Here is a 22198-nt window from a genome sequence, read left to right on the forward strand (position 1 = left end):
ACTGTATCTCCTAAACTTGCTCCTACTGGTGCGACGTCATTCGTGATCGCTACAGTCTTAACCGCTTCGATACTTGGGTCTTCTATTCCATTTACTGTTTCGCTATCATCATTATCAACAGGTGTATCGCCCGAACCATCATTAGTAGTATCGGCAGAACCATCTGCTTCTGCTGTATTGGTATACGAACCATTATCTAAATCTGCTTGTGTTACTGTGTGAGATACAGTATATGTCCATGTCTCACCAACATCAAGTATTCCATCATCATTACCTGGAGCATCTGCACCTCTAACAGGTGCTACATCAGCTGTAGTATCTGCCATTGTTGGATTATAAACATTTACATTTCCGTTATTAGTTAATGTAATTGTATAATTAATAACCTCACCAACTGCACTATATTCTGTTGTTAATGCATTTCCATCAATATTTGCAAATGCTTTAGTTGTTACAATACTTGGATTAATAACACAACTTGTTGCTATAGCAGGATTAGTAACTGCTGCACTTGTGCCTGTTGAATAATCAACACCTGTTTCAGTAACTAAACCAGTATTAGAATCTACTGATGCTGGATCTGGCTCTCCAAATTGACCACCATCAGAACCTGAAACAAAAGGATTATCATAAGCTTCGTTAGCATCAGGACAACTGTCGCCATCGCTATCTGTATTTTGGAAATCGTAACTTCCATCAGATAGTGTGTCTATTGGAGTTGTAGCTTCAGCTGTATCGTCTGCTCCATTTCCATCACCATCATTAAAACCTGTATCATTTGAATCTAAAATTCCATCACCATTTGTATCTAAAGCTCCATTTCCTGATTCATCTACATCGTAAATACCATCATTATCAGAATCTAAATCAAAAATATCATCAACACCATCTCCATCTGTATCTAAGCCAAGACAGTATTCAAATTCATAAAACTGAAGTTCAACATCACCAACACTACCATCTTGTTTTCCAACTGTTACAACAACCTCTGTTACTGGCCCTTGTATTTCAATTTGAATACTATTAAATGGTGCATTAGCATTTGCAGAAGAACCTGTAACTGCACTTTGTCCATTAATTGTAAGGTTAGCTCCAACATTAATATCTGTGATACTAACTGGGATGTTCTGTGCGCCATTTGTTGCTACAAAATCTGCTCTATCAAAGTCGTCTATTCCACCAACTTTGAAATTAACATTATAAACAGGCTCCGTGAATGTGAAATAATAATTTACAACTTCTCCATTAGGAAAATCAGTTCCATCTGGTATTGTATTAATATATTCACCATCAGGCAAAATAGCGACATTATTTTGACTAGACACACCAGTACTATTCCATGCGACACCACCTCTTAGCTCATAACCAAAAGTTACACTTGCTCCATTATATGGAAATAAATTTGGTATAAATTCTGGATTAAAGTTTGAACCTGTATTATCTGAAAAAGTTTGACCTAGAGCTACAGGACCTGAAGAACAATTTAGTTCATATATATCTAAGATTCCATCGTTATCATCATCTACATCACAAATATCTGAAACGTTATCACCATCGTTATCTTCATTTCCTGAAATAGTAGCATCACATGGATTACACGCAGGTGAAAGTAATGGATTTGTTACAGCTGTATTTGTTCCAACATCATAGTTAACTTCACCTTCTAAAACCAAACCGTCTGAATCTACATTAGCAGGATCTGGTTCTCCAAATTGCCCTCCATCTGAACCTGCTGCTGTCACATTTCCGTATGCTTCATTGGCATCTGGACATCCATCTCCATCACTATCAGTGTTTTGATAATCGAAACTACCATCGTTTAGAGTATCTACAGGTGTTATTCCTGATCCTGCTGTTGCTGGTATACCTGTCGTTGCACCTACTGCACCATCTGCCATACCATCATTATTTGCATCTACTCCACCTACTTCATCTACATCGTAAATACCATCGTTATCTGAATCTAAGTCAACAATATCATTAACACCATCTCCATCTGTATCTATAGCAACACAATATTCAAACTCATAGAACTGTAGTTCTACATCACCTACACTACCATCTTGCTTACCTACTCTTACTCTTATTTCTGTTACAGGTCCCGAAACCTGAACTTGAATACTATTAGAAGGAGCGTTAGCATTTGCTGAAGATCCTGTAATAGCGCTTTGACCATTAATAGTTAAATTGGCACCAACATTAATATCTGAAATACTTACAGGAAGAACATCTACACCATTAGAGGCTTCAAAATCTGCTCTATCAAAATCATCTAATCCTCCTAATTTAAAGTTTACATTATAAACTGGTTCTGAGAATGTAAAATAATATAAAGCTGTTCTTCCATCTGGGAAACTTGTGCCATCTGGAATTGTATTAATGTACTCTCCATCTGGTAAAATAGCTCCATTATTCTGACTAGAGACACCACCATTCCATGCTGCACCTCCTTGTAATTCATAACCAAAAGTAACATCTGCACCTCCATAAGCATATACATTATTTATATATTCTGGATTAAAGTTAGAACCTGTAGCATCTGAGAAAGTTTGTCCTAGAGCAATAGGCCCTCCTGCACAATCTATATCATACGTATCTAATATACCATCGTTATCATCATCTTGATCACAATAGTCACTAACTCCATCTCCATCTGTATCTAAATTACCTGAAGCAACAGCATTGCAAGGGTCTATAGTTGCTACAACAATTGTTGCAATTGCAGAATCACATACTGTATTATCTACCTGTAAACAAATGGTGTACTCTACAAAATATGTTCCGTCTGGTGTGTTAGGTGGAACTACAATTGTTCCATTATTATTGATAGTAACACCAGTCATTCCATCGTCATCACTAATGCTAATATTATTAGAAATATTTGCATTGGTAGCCGCAACACCATCAGCTAAATCTGTGCCATTACCATTGTCTCCAAAAACACTAGCGGTTGTACCTGCTACTATACTACTTATAGGTGCTGAAGAAAAATCGTCATCATTTGCTGTAATTGTTAGACATGCTGACATCGTTGAATTATCAGTAACCGCTGCATTAGTCCCTGTTGAATAATCAACACCTGTTTCAGTAACTAAACCATTGCTTGAATTTACAGTCGATGGATCACCTGTACCAAATTGATCACCATCACCACCATCTGCATTAATATCATCATAAGCTTCATTAGCATCAGAACATCCATCTCCATCACTATCTGTATTTTGGAAATCATAGCTTCCATCACTTAAAGTATCTATAGGTGTTGTACCTTCTGCTGTATCATCTGCACCATTACCGTCACCATCACTAAAAATTGCGTCATTGCTATCTATAACACCATCGCCATTTGTATCTAGAGAACCATTACCAGCTTCAACAATGTCATAAATACCATCATTATCTGAATCTAGATCTAAATAATCTGACACACCATCTGCATCTGTATCTGTTGAGATACAGAATTCTGCAGTATCAAAGTGTCCATAATCATCTACATACACTCTAATTCTATATGTTCCTGGATTAGGTAAAGCAAAATCAAATATTTGGGACTGAAACCATTCTTCTGGATCTGTCGCCAATGTAAAACTGATAATATTACCTTGAGTTAAAACAGTATTAGTTACGTCTAATATTTCTATCCTAGCATCCCAGGGTGTATAACCACCTGGATTTACTGCTGTATCTCTATTTGCAAACCACGCAGAAGCACTAATTACACTTGGCTCTGTGATTGTAAACTCTCTAATAGGAAAATCATTTGCACCTGCAATATCAACATATTGATCACCAGAATGCGCATTATCTGGACCTGGTGCATAACCTGTTCCGTCTACTCTAATGATATTAAACTGACTACCATTTTGGGTTGTCCAACCATTAAAAGAAGACGTTAAAATGTTGTTATCATTAACGTTTGGTTGAACTGGTAAATCAAAATTATCTAATGAAGGGTCTGATTGTATATAACAAGCCCCTTCAATGCTATCTAAAATTCCATCATTGTCATTATCAATATCACACTCATCACTTACGTTATCTCCGTCATTATCAGGATTACCTGAAGCTGCTGCATCACAAGGATCTAAAACAGTTAATGATGCACAAGAAATGTTTTCGCAAGAGTTATTTGTATTGGTCACCACAACACAGTACTGATTACCATCCTGTGATAAATCTGTAACTACATTTAAACTCGCCGTATTAACACCAGAGTATGTTGCGTCATTTGATAGTGGCACACCTGTTGTTGATGGATCGCCTAAATACCATTGGTATATGAAACCAGTAGTTACTGTAGTTGCTGAAGGATCACTATAATCTGGTGTGGTATTAGGTGCTGAACCTGTATAGACATTTGAAGTTGTTATAGTTGGGTTAACTACCTCGAAAGTAACGGTTTCACCTGCAACCTCCGTTTGGTTAGTAGGTGGTGTATAATTTACTTGAGTAGCATTTGTTTCATTTCCTGTATAGCCATCATAGCCATCAGTAATTGCACCACCTGTAGTAACTTGACCTGAAGCATTAAATCCATCACCATCTAAAGCACCATCATTATTAGAATCCGTTCCTCCCGACTCTATAGAATCGAAGCAACCATCATTATCACTATCTAAATCTTGAAAATCTGGCGTCCCATCTCCATCAGTATCGTAAACATCATTAACTCCATCTCCATTTGCATCTACAAAAGCTGGAACACCTGGATCACTCTGGTCCAGATAGTTTGGTATACCATCACCATCGGCATCTAGAGAAGGATCTACACCTGTTCCTCCATCTTCAACAGAATCTAAAATTCCATCATTATCAGAATCTAAATCACAAAAATCCGAAATACCATCATCAGTACCTAAGTTATTATCTGTGTTTATTGTTTCAATAAGTGTATAATAATTGATTATTCCACCTGGAGATCCATCAGTAGCGCCATTAGAATTAGTACTTTGCGCACCTGAATGAGTACCAGCCGTACCTGCAGAAAGGTCTATTGTTATCCCAGCAGGAACAGCAGACAAGTTGTGCAGAAACACACCACCTCCTCCACCGCCTCCAGGACCGTGAACTATATCAGTGTTTAATGTTTGACCATCACCACCACTAATGTTTATATTAAGCGTACCAGAATATGATTTAACATCAAATGCCACAGATCCTCCGGCACCACCTCCACCACCACCATCGGGTTGTCCAACGGGATTTATAGCTAAGGCATCTGCACCTGAAGCGTTGATAGTGAAGCCGTTTCCTACAATTTCATCAGCTCTTAACACTACTATTCCACCTCCATTTGAAGCTTGAGATGGATTATTAGTTGTAACAAAACCGGTACCTCCTGCACCACCAAAAAATACTTTGTTCTGATTTTCTATAAAAGTAGCAAGACCATTTCCTCCAATACCACCTGCAGCTGTTCCGTAGTCACACCATCTATTACCTCCTACACCTCCAGCTCCATAGTTGGCACCACCACCACCACCAGAATCTCCTGAAACACCAGAACCACCACCATTTCCTAGAGGTGATCTTCCCTTCTGATTGTTTGGTCCTGCCACAGCAACACCACCTCCTTTAAACCAGCTATCAGAATTACCTGCTGGTAAATTGTACTGTGCATTAGGTGCTATAGAGCAATCATCTGGTGTTCCATTTGTAGTCATCTCAACACCAATAAAACCAGCACCTGCAGCATTAACATCAGCATTTAATGTTAATGTTCCATTTACAAAAAGAGCAATTATACCACCTTCATTTGCTACATCATCCCAAGGTTGTGCTTGTAGTTCTGATGTAATAGTAACATCACCATCATAAACAGGTACTCTTACTAATTGTAATAATCCAGAACTATCATATACATTTTTTAAAGGAGTTTCAGGATAAATTAAATTTCCTGAGATTGAACCAATATCAAAAAATTCATAATTTCCTGCACTCCCTAAATCTATAATCATTCCACCATTGGCAGTATTAGTTTGATCTATAGTTGCACCTTTAAGCTGAACAATTAAAGCTTTGTCTCCAACTGAGAAGTCCGAAGCATCAGCAACTTCAATCTGATTTAAACAAGCTGGATTTGTATCACACTCCGAGCAACCTGGATTATTAACTGTGATAATAGATTCGTAATCATTTACCACACCTCCAATGTTCGTCTGTGAAAAAACTTGTGAAAATGTCAAAAAAGAAAAAACTATAACTAGATTAATAGCTATAGACTTTAAAGAGAATCGTGTAGAGATTTTCATATTATTATATAGTTGATGTATAATTCAATTTTTATAAATCGATGAACAAAACATCGATTAAATGCAAATATATTCGACAAAAAGTAAAAAAGCAATTTTTTTTGTACGAATTTTCACGAAAAGAGTTTAATCTTATATTTAGACTCATTCAACTCTTAACAGTCACTTATAATTAACTAAAAAAACTTGAAGACATACTACTAATCAATTTCAAATTTTATTTAGTAAGAAAATTAATACCAGAATTTCAATAATGTAAAAATACAAAAGAAATAATTGAATTTTTACCGAAATATAACTACAAAATTACCAAATAGTTAATATTAAACTTTGCTTTTAGTTGAATGACATATATCGTATGACAAATGGATTTAGTGACTCGATGAATGGTGGATTTTATACATATATATGTTTGTAATTACTATTTTTGCTCTTTTAATTTTTCGTGATGAGTTTTAAACAAGAAATAAATAGAAGACGAACATTTGGTATCATTTCGCATCCAGATGCAGGTAAAACTACGTTAACAGAAAAGCTTCTACTTTTTGGTGGAGCTATACAAGAAGCAGGTGCTGTAAAAAGTAACAAAATAAAGAAAGGCGCTACAAGTGACTTTATGGAAATAGAGCGCCAACGTGGTATCTCTGTTGCTACATCTGTGTTAGCGTTTGAATATAATGGCATAAAAATTAATATTCTTGATACTCCTGGACATAAAGATTTTGCTGAAGATACTTTTAGAACATTAACTGCCGTAGATAGTGTAATTGTAGTTATAGATGTTGCCAAAGGTGTTGAGGAACAAACCGAAAAATTGGTTGAAGTTTGTAGAATGCGTAATATTCCTATGATTGTCTTTATCAACAAACTAGATAGAGAAGGTAAAGACGCTTTTGATTTATTGGATGAAGTTGAGCAAAAACTAGGACTAAAAGTTACACCTCTGAGTTTTCCTATAGGTATGGGTTATGACTTTAAAGGTATTTACAATATTTGGGAAAAGAACGTAAATCTATTTAAAGGAGACAGCAAACAACATATTAATGATACTGTTGAAATCTCTGATTTAAATTCTGAAGAATTAGATAAACTTGTTGGTAATAAAGCGGCACAAACTCTAAGAGACGAAATAGAATTAGTAGATGGCATATATCCTGAATTTGATAAAGAGGCCTACTTAAAAGGAAACCTACAACCTGTATTCTTTGGTTCTGCTTTAAATAATTTTGGAGTACGAGAATTATTAGATTGTTTCGTAGAAATAGCACCTAAACCAAGAGCAAAGCATAGCGAAGAACGATTAGTAGAACCTGATGAAACACAATTTTCTGGTTTTGTATTTAAGATTCATGCTAATATGGATCCAAATCACAGAAATCGTTTAGCATTTGTTAAAATAGTTTCTGGTGAGTTTAAACGAAACACTCCTTACTTGCATGTAAGACATAATAAAAAGCTTAAGTTCTCTAGTCCAAATGCATTTTTTGCAGAAAAAAAAGAGATCGTAGATATCTCATATCCTGGTGATATAGTGGGATTACAAGACTCTGGAAACTTTAAAATTGGTGATACATTAACAGAAGGTGAAGTACTAAATTACAAAGGTATTCCTAGTTTTTCACCTGAGCATTTTAGATACATTAACAATGCAGACCCTATGAAAGCAAAACAGCTTTATAAAGGAATAGACCAGTTAATGGACGAAGGTGTAGCACAGTTATTTACATTAGATTTTAATGGTCGTAAAGTTATCGGTACCGTAGGAGCACTACAGTACGAAGTTATACAGTATAGATTAGAGCATGAGTATGGAGCTAAATGTACTTACGAAAATCTTAATGTTCATAAAGCTTGTTGGGTACATACAGACAATGAAAAAAGTGAAGAGTACAAAGACTTCTTAAGAGTAAAACAACGCTATCTAGCTAAAGACAAGCAGAATCAACTTGTGTTTTTAGCAGACTCTATGTTTACATTACAAATGACACAGCAAAAATACCCAAGTATTACCTTTCATATGACCTCAGAATTTGAGTAAAATGTAAGAAAGCGTTACAATTAAGTTAAATTACAGCGTTGTTTGTCGGGAAAATTTGCTTTTAAACGATGTTTTATTTAATATTGATTGTCAATATTTTTGTTTGATATTAAAGTTAACCCCAAATTATTCTGCTTATTATGGATATAAATGCAAACATGTTCAGTAATAAGGATATTACTGTAACCTACGAACCTCGTTGTTGTGTAAATGCAGGTATTTGCGCTAGACAACTGTCAGAAGTATTTAGAAACTCTGTGATACCTTGGATTGATTTAGATGGTGCTCAAACGGATGTTATTATTAATCAGATTAAAAAATGTCCATCTGGTGCATTAAAGTATCACCTTCATCAAAAAGATGTAGCTTAAGATTACTTTTTGAGTAATAAAAAATCCTTGTAGTAAAAAACTGCAAGGATTTTTTATTTATTATGGTAAAAAAACTAAAACGACTAATTAAAGGGTTTTAAGAACACTTTTATGTTCCATCAATGAATTGCATTACTTTTTATTTTAAATCCATTAAATCATATTTTAAAAGCTTATTTTCTATTGTGTTTTGAAATAAAAACAAACAAAACAATAGAATATAACTATAGTGCTTTTTTCTACTTAAATAATAAAAGAAATAGGGTTATTATCAAAAATATTTCGAATAACCACAAATTCATTTTTTTATGCTTGACCTGTTGGACCGAAATTCAACGGAATTGGTGGTTGACAAATGGAAACATTTCTCTCAACCACAAATTCTATATTTAAGCCTGGCCAGTTGGACCGAAATTCAACGGAATTGGTGGTTGCTCGTAATCTTTGATTTCACCATGCGCTTTTTCAAAACGAGATACATTATCGCCTAAAGCTTTTAATAAACGCTTTGCATGTTGAGGCGTTAAAATTATACGTGATTTAACTTTGCTTTTTGGTGTACCTGGCATTATACTAACAAAATCTACAACAAATTCTGAAACAGAATGGTTAATAATTGCTAAATTAGAATAGGTACCTTCTGCAACCTTTTCGTCTAACTCTATATTGATTTGTCCTTTCTTTGGGTTCTTTTTTTCTTCTGACATAATTACTTATTTAAAATTAAAAAAGCCTTCAAACTTAATAGAATGAAGGCTTTTATTTATTTACATTTCTGTTATCCTCTAAGATTACTATTCAAAAAAGAATTAGTTAATCTTAGATTTTACAGTTATAATAAACTTCTAGTTAAAGTTCATTTCTTCTTTAGCTTTCATCATTTGGTCAAACTCCTCTTTAGAACCTACTATGATGTTGTCGTAATCTCTAACACCTGTACCTGCTGGTATTCTATGACCAACAATTACGTTTTCTTTAAGTCCTTCTAAAGTATCAATCTTACCATTTACAGCAGCTTCGTTAAGAACCTTAGTAGTTTCCTGGAACGATGCAGCCGAGATAAATGACTTCGTTTGAAGTGAAGCTCTTGTTATACCTTGTAATATAGGTGTAGCAGTTGCTGGTTGAGCATCTCTTGCCGTTACAAGATTTTTGTCTTCTCTTCTTAAGCTAGAGTTTTCATCTCTTAACTGACGTACTGTTACAATTTGACCTGATTTTAAATTCTGAGAATCACCAGCGTCTTCAATCACTTTCATTCCGAAAATCTTATCATTTTCTTCAATGAAATCTGATTTGTGTACTAATTGATTTTCTAAGAAAATAGTATCACCAGAATCCATAATTCTAACTTTACGCATCATCTGTCTTACAACAACTTCGAAGTGTTTATCGTTAATCTTTACACCTTGTAAACGGTATACTTCTTGTACCTCGTTTACTAAGTATTGTTGTACTGCAGAAGGGCCTTTAATGTTAAGGATATCGTTTGGTGTTACAGAACCATCAGATAATGGCATACCTGCTTTTACATAATCATTTTCTTGTACAAGAATCTGGTTAGATAATTTCACTAAGTATTTCTTAACCTCACCTAACTTAGACTCGATTATAATCTCGCGGTTACCACGCTTAATCTTACCAAATGATACTACACCATCAATCTCACTTACAACAGCTGGGTTAGATGGGTTACGTGCTTCGAATAACTCAGTTACACGAGGAAGACCACCAGTAATATCACCTGCTTTAGCAGATTTACGAGGTATCTTAACTAAAATCTTACCTACTTCAATCTTATCTCCATCATCAATCATTATGTGAGCACCTACTGGTAAGTTGTAAGAACGGATAGTTTCGCCTTTAGAATCTTCAATCAATAATGTTGGAATCAACTTCTTGTTTCTAGATTCTGAAATTACTTTTTCTTGGAAACCTGTTTGTTCATCAATCTCTACTTGGTAAGTTACACCTTGTTCGATGTTTTCATACTTCACTTTACCAGCAAATTCTGAAATAATTACACCGTTATATGGATCCCACTGGCAGATTACATCTCCTTTCTTCACTTTAGCACCTGGCTTAACGAAGATATGAGAACCATAAGGAATGTTATTTGTACTTAAAACAATACCTGTTTTAGCGTCTGTTAACTTTAATTCTGAAGTTCTAGAGATAACAACATCAACTTCGTTTCCTTCGTTATCTTTAGTTTTAACAGTTTTAAGATCATCGATTTCTGCGATACCTTCAAACTTCACTGTTAATTTATTCTCTTCAGAAATGTTACCTGCAATACCACCTACGTGGAATGTACGTAATGTAAGCTGTGTACCAGGCTCACCAATAGATTGAGCAGCAACTACACCTACAGCCTCACCTCTTTGAACCATTTTACCAGTTGCAAGGTTACGTCCGTAACATTTAACACAGATACCTTTTTTAGCCTCACAAGATAATGGTGAACGTACTTCTATAGATTCTATTGCAGAATCACCAATTTGCTTAGCAATGGCATCATTTATGTGACCACCAGCTTCTACAATTAATTCTTCTGTATGTGGATCGTATACATCGTTTAATGATGTTCTACCAACAATTCTTGCTTCTAATTTTTCTACAACTTCTTCGTTCTTCTTAAGTGCAGATACTTCAATACCTCTTAATGTACCACAATCTTCTTCATAAACAATAACATCTTGTGACACATCTACTAGACGACGTGTTAAGTAACCTGCATCGGCTGTTTTAAGAGCCGTATCCGCAAGACCTTTACGAGCACCGTGAGTAGAGATAAAGTATTCTAAAATTGATAGACCTTCTTTAAAGTTAGAAAGAATTGGGTTTTCAATAATCTCTCCACCACCTGCGTTAGATTTTTTAGGTTTTGCCATTAATCCACGCATACCTGTTAACTGACGAATCTGTTCTTTAGATCCACGAGCACCAGAGTCTAACATCATAAATACCGAGTTAAATCCTTGTTGATCCTCACGGATACGCTTCATAGATAATTCAGTTAACTCTGCGTTAGTAGAAGTCCAGATATCAATAACTTGGTTATAACGTTCGTTATTGGTAATAAGACCCATATTATAGTTACCCATAATACCATCTACTTGCTTGTTGGCAGCATCAATCATATCATGCTTTTCTTTAGGTATAATAATATCACCTAAACTGAAAGATAATCCACCTTGGAATGCAAACTTATATCCTAAAGTCTTAATTTCATCTAAGAACTCAGCTGTTTCAGGTACAGAAGTTACTTTTAAAATATTACCGATAATATCTCTTAAAGATTTCTTAGTTAATACCTCATTAATGTAACCTGCTGCTTCTGGTACTTTTTCGTTGAAAAGTACACGACCTACAGTAGTTTCAATAATTTGAGTAGTTAACTCTCCTGCTTCGTTAAAGTCTTTTGTTCTTACTTTAATACCTGCGTTAAGGTCTACTTTCTTCTCATTATAAGCAATAGTTACTTCTTCTGGAGAGTAGAACGTTAAACCTTCACCTTTTACAGTAAAATCTTTATCAGTCTTACGTAACTTAGTCATGTAATAAAGACCAAGTACCATATCCTGAGAAGGTACTGTTACAGGCGAACCATTTGCAGGGTTTAATATATTGTGAGAAGCTAACATTAAAAGTTGAGCTTCTAAGATTGCTTCTGGTCCTAATGGTAAATGCACTGCCATCTGGTCACCATCGAAATCCGCGTTAAATGCCGTACACACTAATGGGTGTAACTGAATCGCTTTACCTTCGATAAGTTTTGGCTGGAATGCTTGGATACCAAGTCTGTGAAGCGTAGGAGCACGGTTGAGTAATACTGGATGTCCTTTAAGAACATTCTCTAAGATATCCCAAACAACAGGCTCTTTTCTATCTATAATTTTCTTTGCAGATTTTACAGTTTTTACAATCCCTCTTTCAATTAATTTTCTAATGATAAAAGGCTTGTAAAGCTCTGCTGCCATATTTTTTGGCAATCCACACTCGAATAATTTTAATTCTGGTCCTACAACAATTACAGAACGTGCAGAGTAATCAACACGCTTACCAAGTAAGTTTTGACGGAAACGTCCTTGCTTACCTTTTAATGAATCTGATAAAGATTTTAATGGTCTGTTAGAATCTGTTTTTACAGCAGATGATTTACGTGTGTTATCAAATAATGAATCTACAGATTCTTGTAACATACGCTTCTCATTACGTAAAATCACTTCTGGTGCTTTTATCTCAACCAATCTCTTAAGACGGTTGTTACGGATAATTACACGACGGTAAAGATCATTTAAATCTGAAGTTGCAAAACGTCCACCATCTAATGGCACTAATGGTCTTAATTCTGGTGGAATTACAGGAACAGCCTTCATGATCATCCACTCTGGTCTGTTCTCTCTATTTTCGTTAGACTCTCTAAAAGCTTCAACAACTTGAAGACGCTTTAAAGCTTCTGTTTTACGTTGTTTAGATGTTTCGTTATTAGCTTTGTGTCTTAACTCATAAGATAATTGATCTAAGTCAATTCTAGCTAATAAATCGATAAGACACTCAGCACCCATCTTAGCGATGAATTTGTTAGGGTCTGTATCTTCTAAATATTGGTTTTCTTGTGGAAGAGACTCTAAAATATTAAGATATTCTTCTTCTGTTAAGAAATCCATTTTTTGTACAGGCTCACCTTCTGCATTCATTGCATTACCTGGTTGAATAACCACGTAACGTTCGTAATAAATGATCATATCTAACTTCTTAGATGGTAATCCAAGAAGGTAACCTATTTTGTTTGGTAAAGAACGGAAGTACCAGATATGAGCTACAGGAACAACTAAGTTAATATGCCCTACTCTGTCTCTACGTACTTTCTTTTCTGTTACTTCTACACCACAACGGTCACAAACAATACCCTTGTAACGTATTCTTTTATATTTACCACAAGCACACTCAAAATCCTTTACAGGACCAAAAATACGCTCACAGAACAAACCATCACGTTCAGGTTTGTGAGTTCGATAATTGATAGTCTCTGGCTTTAATACTTCACCACGAGAAGCTGCCAAAACAGATTCTGGAGATGCTAAACCAATAGAAATTTTATTAAATTTCTGTACTGTATTCTTATCTTGTTTTCTTGCCATGTTATTTTATAGTATTCAGTCTTCAGTCTTCAGTACACAGCTTTTACTGTATACTGACGACTGCCTACTATTTTTTTATTCTTCTAATCTAATATCTAATCCTAAACCTTTTAATTCATGCATTAATACATTGAATGATTCAGGTAGTCCTGGTTCTGGCATTGGCTCTCCCTTAACGATAGCTTCGTAAGTTTTTGCTCTACCTATTACGTCATCTGATTTTACAGTTAAGATTTCACGTAATGTACTTGATGCGCCATAAGCTTCAAGTGCCCATACCTCCATCTCACCAAAACGCTGACCACCAAATTGTGCTTTACCACCTAATGGTTGCTGTGTAATTAATGAGTAAGGACCTATAGAACGTGCGTGCATCTTATCGTCAATCATGTGACCTAACTTAATCATATAGATTACACCTACTGTTGCAGGTTGGTCAAAACGATCTCCTGTACCACCATCATATAAATAGGTATGACCAAATCTTGGTACACCAGCTTCATCTGTAAAGCCATTAATCTGATCTAATGTTGCACCATCAAAAATTGGAGTTGCATAAGTTCTGTTTAACTTCTGACCTGCCCAACCTAATACGGTTTCATAAATCTGACCAATATTCATACGAGAAGGTACACCTAATGGGTTTAGTACGATATCTACAGGTGTTCCGTCTTCTAAGAATGGCATATCTTCTTGACGAACAATACGTGCAACAATACCTTTGTTACCGTGACGACCTGCCATCTTATCACCAACTTTAAGTTTACGTTTTTTAGCGATGTAAACTTTTGCTAGTTTTATAATTCCTGAAGGTAACTCATCACCAACAGAGATTGTAAATTTCTCGCGTCTTAAAGATCCTTGAAGATCATTTTCTTTGATCTTATAGTTGTGGATTAAATCTGCTACTAATTCGTTTGTATGATCATCCGTTGTCCATTTACCTGATGTTAAGTGAGTATAGTCATCTACAGCATTTAACATCTTTAAGGTATACTTTTTACCTTTTGGTATTATTTCTTCACCTAAATCATTATAGATTCCTTGTGCAGTTTTACCGTTAACGATATTGAATAGTTTATCAACTAAAATTGCTTTTAAGTCATCAAAACGGTTATCGTAAGCATCTTCTAGCTTCTCGATATCTTCTTTGTCTTGAGCTCTCTTACGCTTATCTTTTACTGCTCTAGCGAATAACTTCTTATCGATTACAACACCATTTAATGATGGAGATGCTTTTAAAGAGGCATCTTTAACATCACCTGCTTTATCACCAAATATTGCACGAAGTAATTTTTCTTCTGGTGTAGGATCAGATTCTCCTTTTGGTGTAATCTTACCAATTAAAATATCACCAGGCTTAATCTCAGCACCAACACGGATCATACCATTTTCATCTAAGTCTTTGGTAGCCTCTTCAGAAACGTTTGGTATGTCATTAGTTAATTCTTCGTTACCTAATTTTGTATCTCTAACTTCTAGAGAATACTCATCAATATGGATAGAAGTAAATATATCGTCACGAACTACTTTTTCAGAAATTACAATCGCATCCTCAAAGTTATACCCTTTCCAAGGCATAAAGGCTACTTTCATATTTCTACCAAGTGCTAATTCTCCATTTTGAGTAGCATAACCTTCACATAAAACCTGACCTTTAGAAACTTTATCTCCTTTTCTAACGATTGGTTTTAAGTTAATAGAAGTACCTTGGTTCGTTTTTCTGAATTTTACTAATGGGTATTCTTTAATATCGCTATCAAAGCTTACCATAGCTTCTTCTTCTGTACGTTCGTACTTAATTATAATTTTTTGAGCATCTACATACTCTACAGTACCATCTCCTTCAGCATTAATTAACACTCTAGAATCTGATGCTACTTGACGCTCTAATCCAGTACCTACAATTGGTGCTTCAGGACGTAATAATGGTACAGCCTGACGCATCATGTTAGATCCCATTAACGCACGGTTTGCATCATCATGCTCTAAGAATGGAATTAAAGATGCAGAAATAGATGCAATCTGGTTTGGTGCAACATCAGTGTAGTTAACACTTGTTGGCTCAATCACAGGGAAATCACCTTCTTGACGTGCAATTACTTTATCATGCTGAATTTTACCACTCTCATCAACTTCTACAGTTGCTTGAGCAATCATCATCTCTTCTTCTTCCTCTGCACTTAAGTATGTTGGTGCATTTTTAATATCTACAACACCGTTGTCAACTTTTCTATATGGTGTTTCAATGAATCCCATTGAATTTACCTTAGCATATACACCTAAAGAAGAAATCAAACCAATGTTTGGACCTTCAGGTGTTTCAATAGGACATAAACGTCCGTAATGTGTATAGTGAACGTCACGTACCTCGAAACCTGCTCTTTCTCTTGATAAACCACCTGGTCCTAATGCAGATAAACGACGTTTGTGAGTGATCTCTGCTAATGGATTGGTTTGATCCATAAACTGAGATAACTGGTTTGTACCAAAGAAAGAATTAATTACAGACGATAAAGTCTTAGCATTAATTAAATCTATTGGAGTAAATACTTCGTTATCACGAACGTTCATACGCTCGCGGATTGTACGAGCCATACGAGCTAAACCAACACCAAATTGAGAAGATAACTGCTCACCTACAGTACGTACACGACGGTTAGATAAGTGATCGATATCATCAATCTCTGCTTTAGAGTTAATAAGCTCAATTAAATATTTTATGATTGTTATGATATCTTCTTTGGTAAGCACTTGCTTATCCATTCCGATATCTAAACCTAATTTCTTGTTCATTCTGTAACGACCTACTTCGCCTAAAGAGTAACGTTGGTCTGAGAAGAATAATTTGTCAATAATACCACGCGCAGTTTCCTCATCTGGCGGCTCTGCATTACGTAATTGACGGTAGATATGCTCAACAGCTTCTTTTTCAGAATTTGTTGGATCTTTTTGTAATGTATTATGAATAATTGCGTAATCTCCTTGTTGAGCGCTTTCTTTATGTAAAAGAACTGTTTTTACACCAGCTTCAAGAATTTCTTCAATATTATCTTTGTCTATAATTGTATCACGGTCTAAAACAATTTCGTTACGCTCAATAGATACTACTTCACCTGTATCTTCGTCTACGAAATCTTCGTGCCATGTGTTAAGCACACGTGCAGCAAGTTTGCGACCTATTACTTTTTTTAATCCAGATTTAGAAACTTTTACTTCTTCTGCAAGATCAAATATTTCTAAAATATCTTTATCACGCTCAAAACCGATAGCACGGAAAAGCGTAGTTACTGGTAATTTTTTCTTTCTATCAATGTATGCATACATTACGCTATTGATATCTGTAGCAAATTCTATCCAAGAACCTTTGAAAGGAATTACTCTTGCAGAATATAACTTAGTACCATTAGCATGGAATGATTGGCTAAAGAATACACCAGGCGAACGGTGTAACTGAGATACTACTACACGCTCTGCTCCATTGATACAGAAAGTACCACTAGGTGTCATGTAAGGAATTGTACCTAAATATACATCTTGAACGATTGTTTCGAAATCTTCGTGTTCAGGATCTGTACAGTATAGCTTTAATCTAGCTTTTAAAGGAACACTGTATGTTAATCCTCTTTCTATACACTCTTCTATGGTGTAGCGTGGAGGATCGATAAAGTAATCTAAAAATTCTAATACAAATTGATTACGAGTATCTGTAATAGGGAAGTTTTCCATGAAGGTATTGTACAACCCTTCATTTTCTCTTGCTTCTGACTTTGTTTCTAATTGGAAAAAATCCTGGAAGGACTTAATTTGAATATCCAAAAAGTCTGGGTAATCTGTTCTATTTACAATAGAAGAGAAATTAATTCTTTCAGCCTTTTTTGCTAACATTGATGAACGAGATTTTTATTAAATAAAAACTAAAAAATGTATATAACGTTTATATACACAAAAGGGTTTAGGTCTTGGAGGGACTCTCCAGACCTAAACCATATGTTGTAGGTTAAGCTGAGCTTACTTAAGCTCAACCTCAGCTCCAGCTTCTTCTAAAGAAGATTTTAAGCCTTCTGCTTCGTCTTTAGAAACACCTTCTTTAATTGTACTTGGTGCATCATCAACTAAACCTTTAGCATCTTTTAATCCTAAACCAGTTAATTCTTTAACTAACTTTACAACTGCTAATTTAGAAGCACCTGCTGACTTAAGAATTACGTCGAATTCAGTTTGCTCTTCTGCAGCGTCTCCACCAGCAGCAGCTCCACCAGCAGCAACAGCTACAGCTGCAGCAGCAGGCTCAATACCGTACTCGTCTTTTAATATTGTTGCTAATTCGTTAACTTCTTTTACTGTTAAGTTAACTAATTGTTCTGCGAAATCTTTTAAATCTGCCATTTTCTATTGTTTTAATGTGTGTGTTTTTATTTTTATTTCTAAGTGTGTTCTTGTTATAAATTATCCTTCTCTTTCAGATAATGTTTTAACTAAACCAGCGATTGTACCACCACCTGATTTAAGTGCTGAGATAACATTCTTAGCTGGTGATTGTAACAATGTAACAATCTCACCAAGTAATTCTTCTCTAGACTTAATTTCAACTAATGTATCTAATAAATCATCGCCTATGTAAATTGCTTCTTCAATAAAAGCACCTTTTAATAAAGGCTTTTCAGATTTCTTACGAAATTCTTTTATAACCTTTGCAGGAGCATTTCCTGTTTCAGAATACATTACAGAAGTATTTCCTTTTAAAGTTGTAGGTAAGTCACCGAAATCTTTTTCCGATGCTTCCATAGCTTTCTCTAAAAGCGTATTCTTAACAACAGCTAACTTAATGTTAGATTTGAAACAAGCTCTTCTTAAATTTGAAGTTGTTGCTGCATCTAATCCTGAGATATCTGTTAAATAGATATTAGTATTATCTGCTAACTGAGCAGTCAACTCTTCAATTACTACCGATTTTTCTTCTCTTGTCATAATATTCTAAGTTTAACTACTATCCTATTTTTGTCTCTATTGCGATACTTGGACTCATAGTACTTGACATGTAAATACTTTTCATGTAAGTACCTTTAGCTGCAGTTGGTTTTAACTTCATTAATGTCGTTAACAACTCGTTAGCGTTACCAACAAGTTTATCTGTACTAAAAGACGCTTTACCTATTGGTGCGTGTACAATACCTGTTTTATCAACTTTAAAGTCAATTTTACCAGCTTTAACTTCACTAACAGCTTTACCAATATCCATAGTAACTGTTCCTGTTTTAGGGTTTGGCATAAGACCTCTTGGTCCTAATACTCTACCTAATGGTCCTAACTTACCCATAACGCTTGGCATAGTAACGATAACGTCTACGTCTGTCCAACCGTCTTTAATTTTTTGTAAGTACTCATCTAATCCAACAAAGTCAGCACCAGCTTCTTTAGCTTCTGCTTCTTTATCTGGAGTAACTAATGCAAGAACCTTCATGTCTTTACCTGTACCGTGTGGTAAAGAAACAACACCACGAACCATTTGATTGGCTTTACGTGGATCTACACCTAATCTTACTGCTAAATCTACTGAAGCATCAAACTTAGTGTATGTGATTTCTTTTAGTAAAGCTGAAGCTTCTTCTAAAGAGTAAAGTTTATTTTTATCAACTTTAGCTCTTGCTTCTTTTTGCTTTCTTGTTAATCTTGCCATTTGTAAAAATTTAGTTTGGAGCTTCACCTCCTTTAACAGTGATACCCATCGATCTTGCAGTACCAGCTACCATTTTCATAGCTGATCCGATTTCGAATGCATTTAAATCTTGCATTTTGTCTTCTGCAATTGTTCTAACTTGATCCCAAGTTACTTTTGCTACTTTACGTCGGTTAGGTTCTCCAGATCCTTTCTTTACTTTGGCCGCTTCTAATAATTGTACTGCAGCTGGTGGTGTTTTAATTACAAATTCAAAAGATTTGTCTTTGTAAACTGATATTACCACAGGTAATACCTTACCTTGTTTATCTTGGGTTCTAGCATTAAACTGCTTACAGAACTCCATGATATTAACTCCAGCGGCACCTAAAGCGGGTCCAACCGGTGGCGATGGATTCGCAGCACCTCCCCGAACTTGTAACTTAACTACTTTGTCTAGTTCTTTTGCCATTTTCTAAAATTTAATGCGCTTATCTTTGTTGGAAGCTAAGATTAACGCTATCTTAATTGTAACAATTATTATAACTTTTCTACTTGCATATAGCTTAACTCTAATGGTGTTTTTCTTCCAAAAATCTTCACCATTACCTCAAGCTTACGCTTTTCTTCAAATATTTTTTCGATAGTACCATCAAAACCATTGAATGGCCCATCTATAACCTTTACAGTCTCCCCTTTTGTAAATGGAATTGCAATATTAGCATCTGCTTCTATTGATAATTCATCTACCTTACCTAACATTCTATTTACTTCAGACTGTCTTAATGGCACAGGATCACCTCCTTTTGTTTCACCTAAAAAACCAATAACATTTGTTATTGATTTGATGATGTGTGGTATTTCACCACTTAAGTTGGCTTGTATCATTATGTAACCAGGAAAATAAACTTTTTCTTTATTTATCTTCTTTCCGTTACGAATTTGAATTACTTTCTCTGTAGGAACTAAAACCTGATCTACATAATCCTCTAAACCTAATCTAGCGATTTCATTTTCTATGTAGGTCTTAATTTTATTTTCCTGACCACTTACCGCTCTAACAACATACCACTTTTTATCTGACATCTCTTGCTTGTTGTATTTGTTAGTTTAATAAATCGAAATATGCTTTTACTGCTTTACTAAAAACAGTATCTACACCCCAAATAGCTAAAGAAAAAATAATTGAAAATACTGCTACAATAACAGTCAATCTTTGAGCTTCTGGCCAAGGCGTCCAAGACACGTTGTTCTTTAACTCTTCGAATGATTCTTTTATATATGTTACTAATCCTGCCATTTGTTTATTATTTAAAGGTTTTAACAACCTGTTATCTAATTTTGCACGGGTTGAGAGACTCGAACTCCCGACACCTGGTTTTGGAGACCAGTGCTCTACCAACTGAGCTAAACCCGTAAACAATAATCAAGGCATCCTGAAATATCAGGACACCTTAATTACTTTATAAAACTATTTTGTTTAGTCTAAAATTTCAGTTACCTGACCAGCACCAACTGTTCTACCACCTTCACGGATAGCGAAACGTAAACCTACGTTCATTGCAATTGGTTGGATTAACTCAACAGTGATTGTTAAGTTATCACCAGGCATTACCATCTCAACACCATCTGGAAGAGAAATGTTTCCAGTTACGTCAGTTGTACGCACGTAGAACTGTGGACGGTAGTTATTATGGAATGGTGTGTGACGTCCACCTTCTTCTTTTTTAAGGATATAAACCTCAGCTTTGAATTTTTGGTGTGGCGTTACAGAACCAGGCTTAACGATTACCATACCTCTAGAGATTTGAGTTTTCTCAATACCTCTTAATAAGATACCAGCGTTATCACCAGCTTCACCTCTATCTAATATTTGACGGAACATTTCGATACCAGTAATAGTAGAAGTTAATTTTTCTGCACCCATACCGATAATCTCAACAGGATCTCCTGTGTTTGCAACACCAGTCTCAATACGACCAGTTGCTACAGTACCACGACCTGTAATTGAGAATACATCTTCGATTGGCATTAAGAAAGGCTTATCCATATCACGGATTGGCTCTTCGATCCAGTTATCACAAGCTTCCATAAGCTCCATAACTGTATCAACCCATTTTTGCTCACCGTTTAATGCACCTAAAGCAGAACCAGCGATTACAGGACCATTATCTCCATCATACTCATAGAAAGATAATAAATCTCTGATTTCCATTTCTACTAATTCTAACAACTCTTCATCATCAACCATATCCACTTTGTTCATGAATACTACGATACGAGGAATACCTACCTGACGACCAAGTAAGATATGCTCACGAGTTTGTGGCATTGGACCATCTGTTGCAGCAACAACTAAAATAGCACCATCCATTTGAGCAGCACCAGTTACCATGTTCTTTACGTAATCCGCGTGACCTGGACAGTCAACGTGAGCATAGTGACGATTTGCTGTTTGATATTCAACGTGAGAAGTATTAATTGTAATACCTCTTTCTTTTTCTTCTGGTGCATTATCGATTTGATCGAATGCTCTTGCTTCAGATAAACCTGCATCAGCTAATACTTTAGTAATAGCAGCAGTTAAAGTTGTTTTACCGTGATCTACGTGTCCAATAGTACCTATATTTAAGTGTGGTTTTGAACGATCGAAAGTTGCCTTTGCCATGTTTAATTTATTTAATCTTAATTTAATATTAGTGTTCAATTGCTATTCTAAGTTTCTCTTAGAA

Annotated in this window: 13 protein-coding genes and 1 tRNA gene; 2 read left to right on the top strand and 12 right to left on the bottom strand. The window is 35.3% G+C overall.

Annotated features, from left to right (window positions below; genetic code table 11):
- Positions 1–6185, bottom strand: a 6185-nt coding sequence (locus tag P7122_RS01010; protein WP_367575432.1) for a beta strand repeat-containing protein, incomplete at its 3' end; no start/stop codon positions are given.
- A 514-nt stretch (positions 6186–6699) separates the two neighbouring features.
- On the opposite strand from P7122_RS01010, the gene P7122_RS01015 reads away from it, so the two are divergent.
- A complete protein-coding gene (locus P7122_RS01015; RefSeq protein ID WP_278003921.1) occupies positions 6700–8289 on the top strand; it encodes a peptide chain release factor 3 in 1590 nt (529 codons plus the stop codon).
- Positions 8290–8429: 140 nt separating this feature from the next.
- Complete coding sequence (locus P7122_RS01020; protein WP_278003922.1) at positions 8430–8660, top strand: (4Fe-4S)-binding protein; 231 nt, start codon at positions 8430–8432, stop codon at positions 8658–8660.
- Positions 8661–9049: 389 nt separating this feature from the next.
- On the opposite strand, the gene P7122_RS01025 is transcribed toward P7122_RS01020, so the two are convergent.
- The 11 genes from P7122_RS01025 to tuf all read right to left on the bottom strand — a co-directional run bounded on the left by P7122_RS01025 (position 9050) and on the right by tuf (position 22134).
- The gene (locus tag P7122_RS01025; protein WP_278003923.1) at positions 9050–9367 is read right to left on the bottom strand and encodes a DUF3467 domain-containing protein; all 318 of its coding nucleotides are present in this window, start codon (positions 9365–9367) and stop codon (positions 9050–9052) included.
- Positions 9368–9505: 138 nt separating this feature from the next.
- Positions 9506–13807: a DNA-directed RNA polymerase subunit beta' gene (gene rpoC, locus P7122_RS01030; RefSeq protein WP_278003924.1), complete on the bottom strand. Its 4302-nt coding sequence runs from the start codon at positions 13805–13807 to the stop codon at positions 9506–9508.
- 75 nt (positions 13808–13882) lie between these two features.
- On the bottom strand, positions 13883–17695 hold the full coding sequence (gene rpoB / locus P7122_RS01035; RefSeq protein WP_278003925.1) for a DNA-directed RNA polymerase subunit beta: 3813 nt from the start codon (positions 17693–17695) through the stop codon (positions 13883–13885).
- Positions 17696–17818: 123 nt separating this feature from the next.
- The gene (rplL, locus tag P7122_RS01040) at positions 17819–18196 is read right to left on the bottom strand and encodes a 50S ribosomal protein L7/L12 (protein ID WP_278003926.1); all 378 of its coding nucleotides are present in this window, start codon (positions 18194–18196) and stop codon (positions 17819–17821) included.
- Positions 18197–18256: 60 nt separating this feature from the next.
- On the bottom strand, positions 18257–18778 hold the full coding sequence (gene rplJ / locus P7122_RS01045; RefSeq protein WP_138433091.1) for a 50S ribosomal protein L10: 522 nt from the start codon (positions 18776–18778) through the stop codon (positions 18257–18259).
- Between the two features lie 19 nt (positions 18779–18797).
- Positions 18798–19487, bottom strand: a complete 690-nt coding sequence (gene rplA / locus P7122_RS01050; protein WP_278003927.1) for a 50S ribosomal protein L1 — start codon at positions 19485–19487, stop codon at positions 18798–18800.
- A 10-nt stretch (positions 19488–19497) separates the two neighbouring features.
- A complete protein-coding gene (gene rplK, locus P7122_RS01055) occupies positions 19498–19938 on the bottom strand; it encodes a 50S ribosomal protein L11 (RefSeq protein WP_278003928.1) in 441 nt (146 codons plus the stop codon).
- 68 nt (positions 19939–20006) lie between these two features.
- Complete coding sequence (gene nusG / locus P7122_RS01060; RefSeq protein WP_278003929.1) at positions 20007–20552, bottom strand: transcription termination/antitermination protein NusG; 546 nt, start codon at positions 20550–20552, stop codon at positions 20007–20009.
- Positions 20553–20571: 19 nt separating this feature from the next.
- A complete protein-coding gene (gene secE, locus P7122_RS01065) occupies positions 20572–20766 on the bottom strand; it encodes a preprotein translocase subunit SecE (protein ID WP_278003930.1) in 195 nt (64 codons plus the stop codon).
- A gap of 44 nt (positions 20767–20810) precedes the next feature.
- Positions 20811–20883: transfer RNA gene (locus P7122_RS01070), tRNA-Trp, on the bottom strand.
- Positions 20884–20946: 63 nt separating this feature from the next.
- On the bottom strand, positions 20947–22134 hold the full coding sequence (gene tuf / locus P7122_RS01075; protein ID WP_278003931.1) for an elongation factor Tu: 1188 nt from the start codon (positions 22132–22134) through the stop codon (positions 20947–20949).
- Between the last annotated feature and the right edge of the window lie 64 nt (positions 22135–22198).

Source organism: Winogradskyella marincola (assembly GCF_029624125.1).
GTDB classification, from domain to species: domain Bacteria; phylum Bacteroidota; class Bacteroidia; order Flavobacteriales; family Flavobacteriaceae; genus Winogradskyella; species Winogradskyella marincola.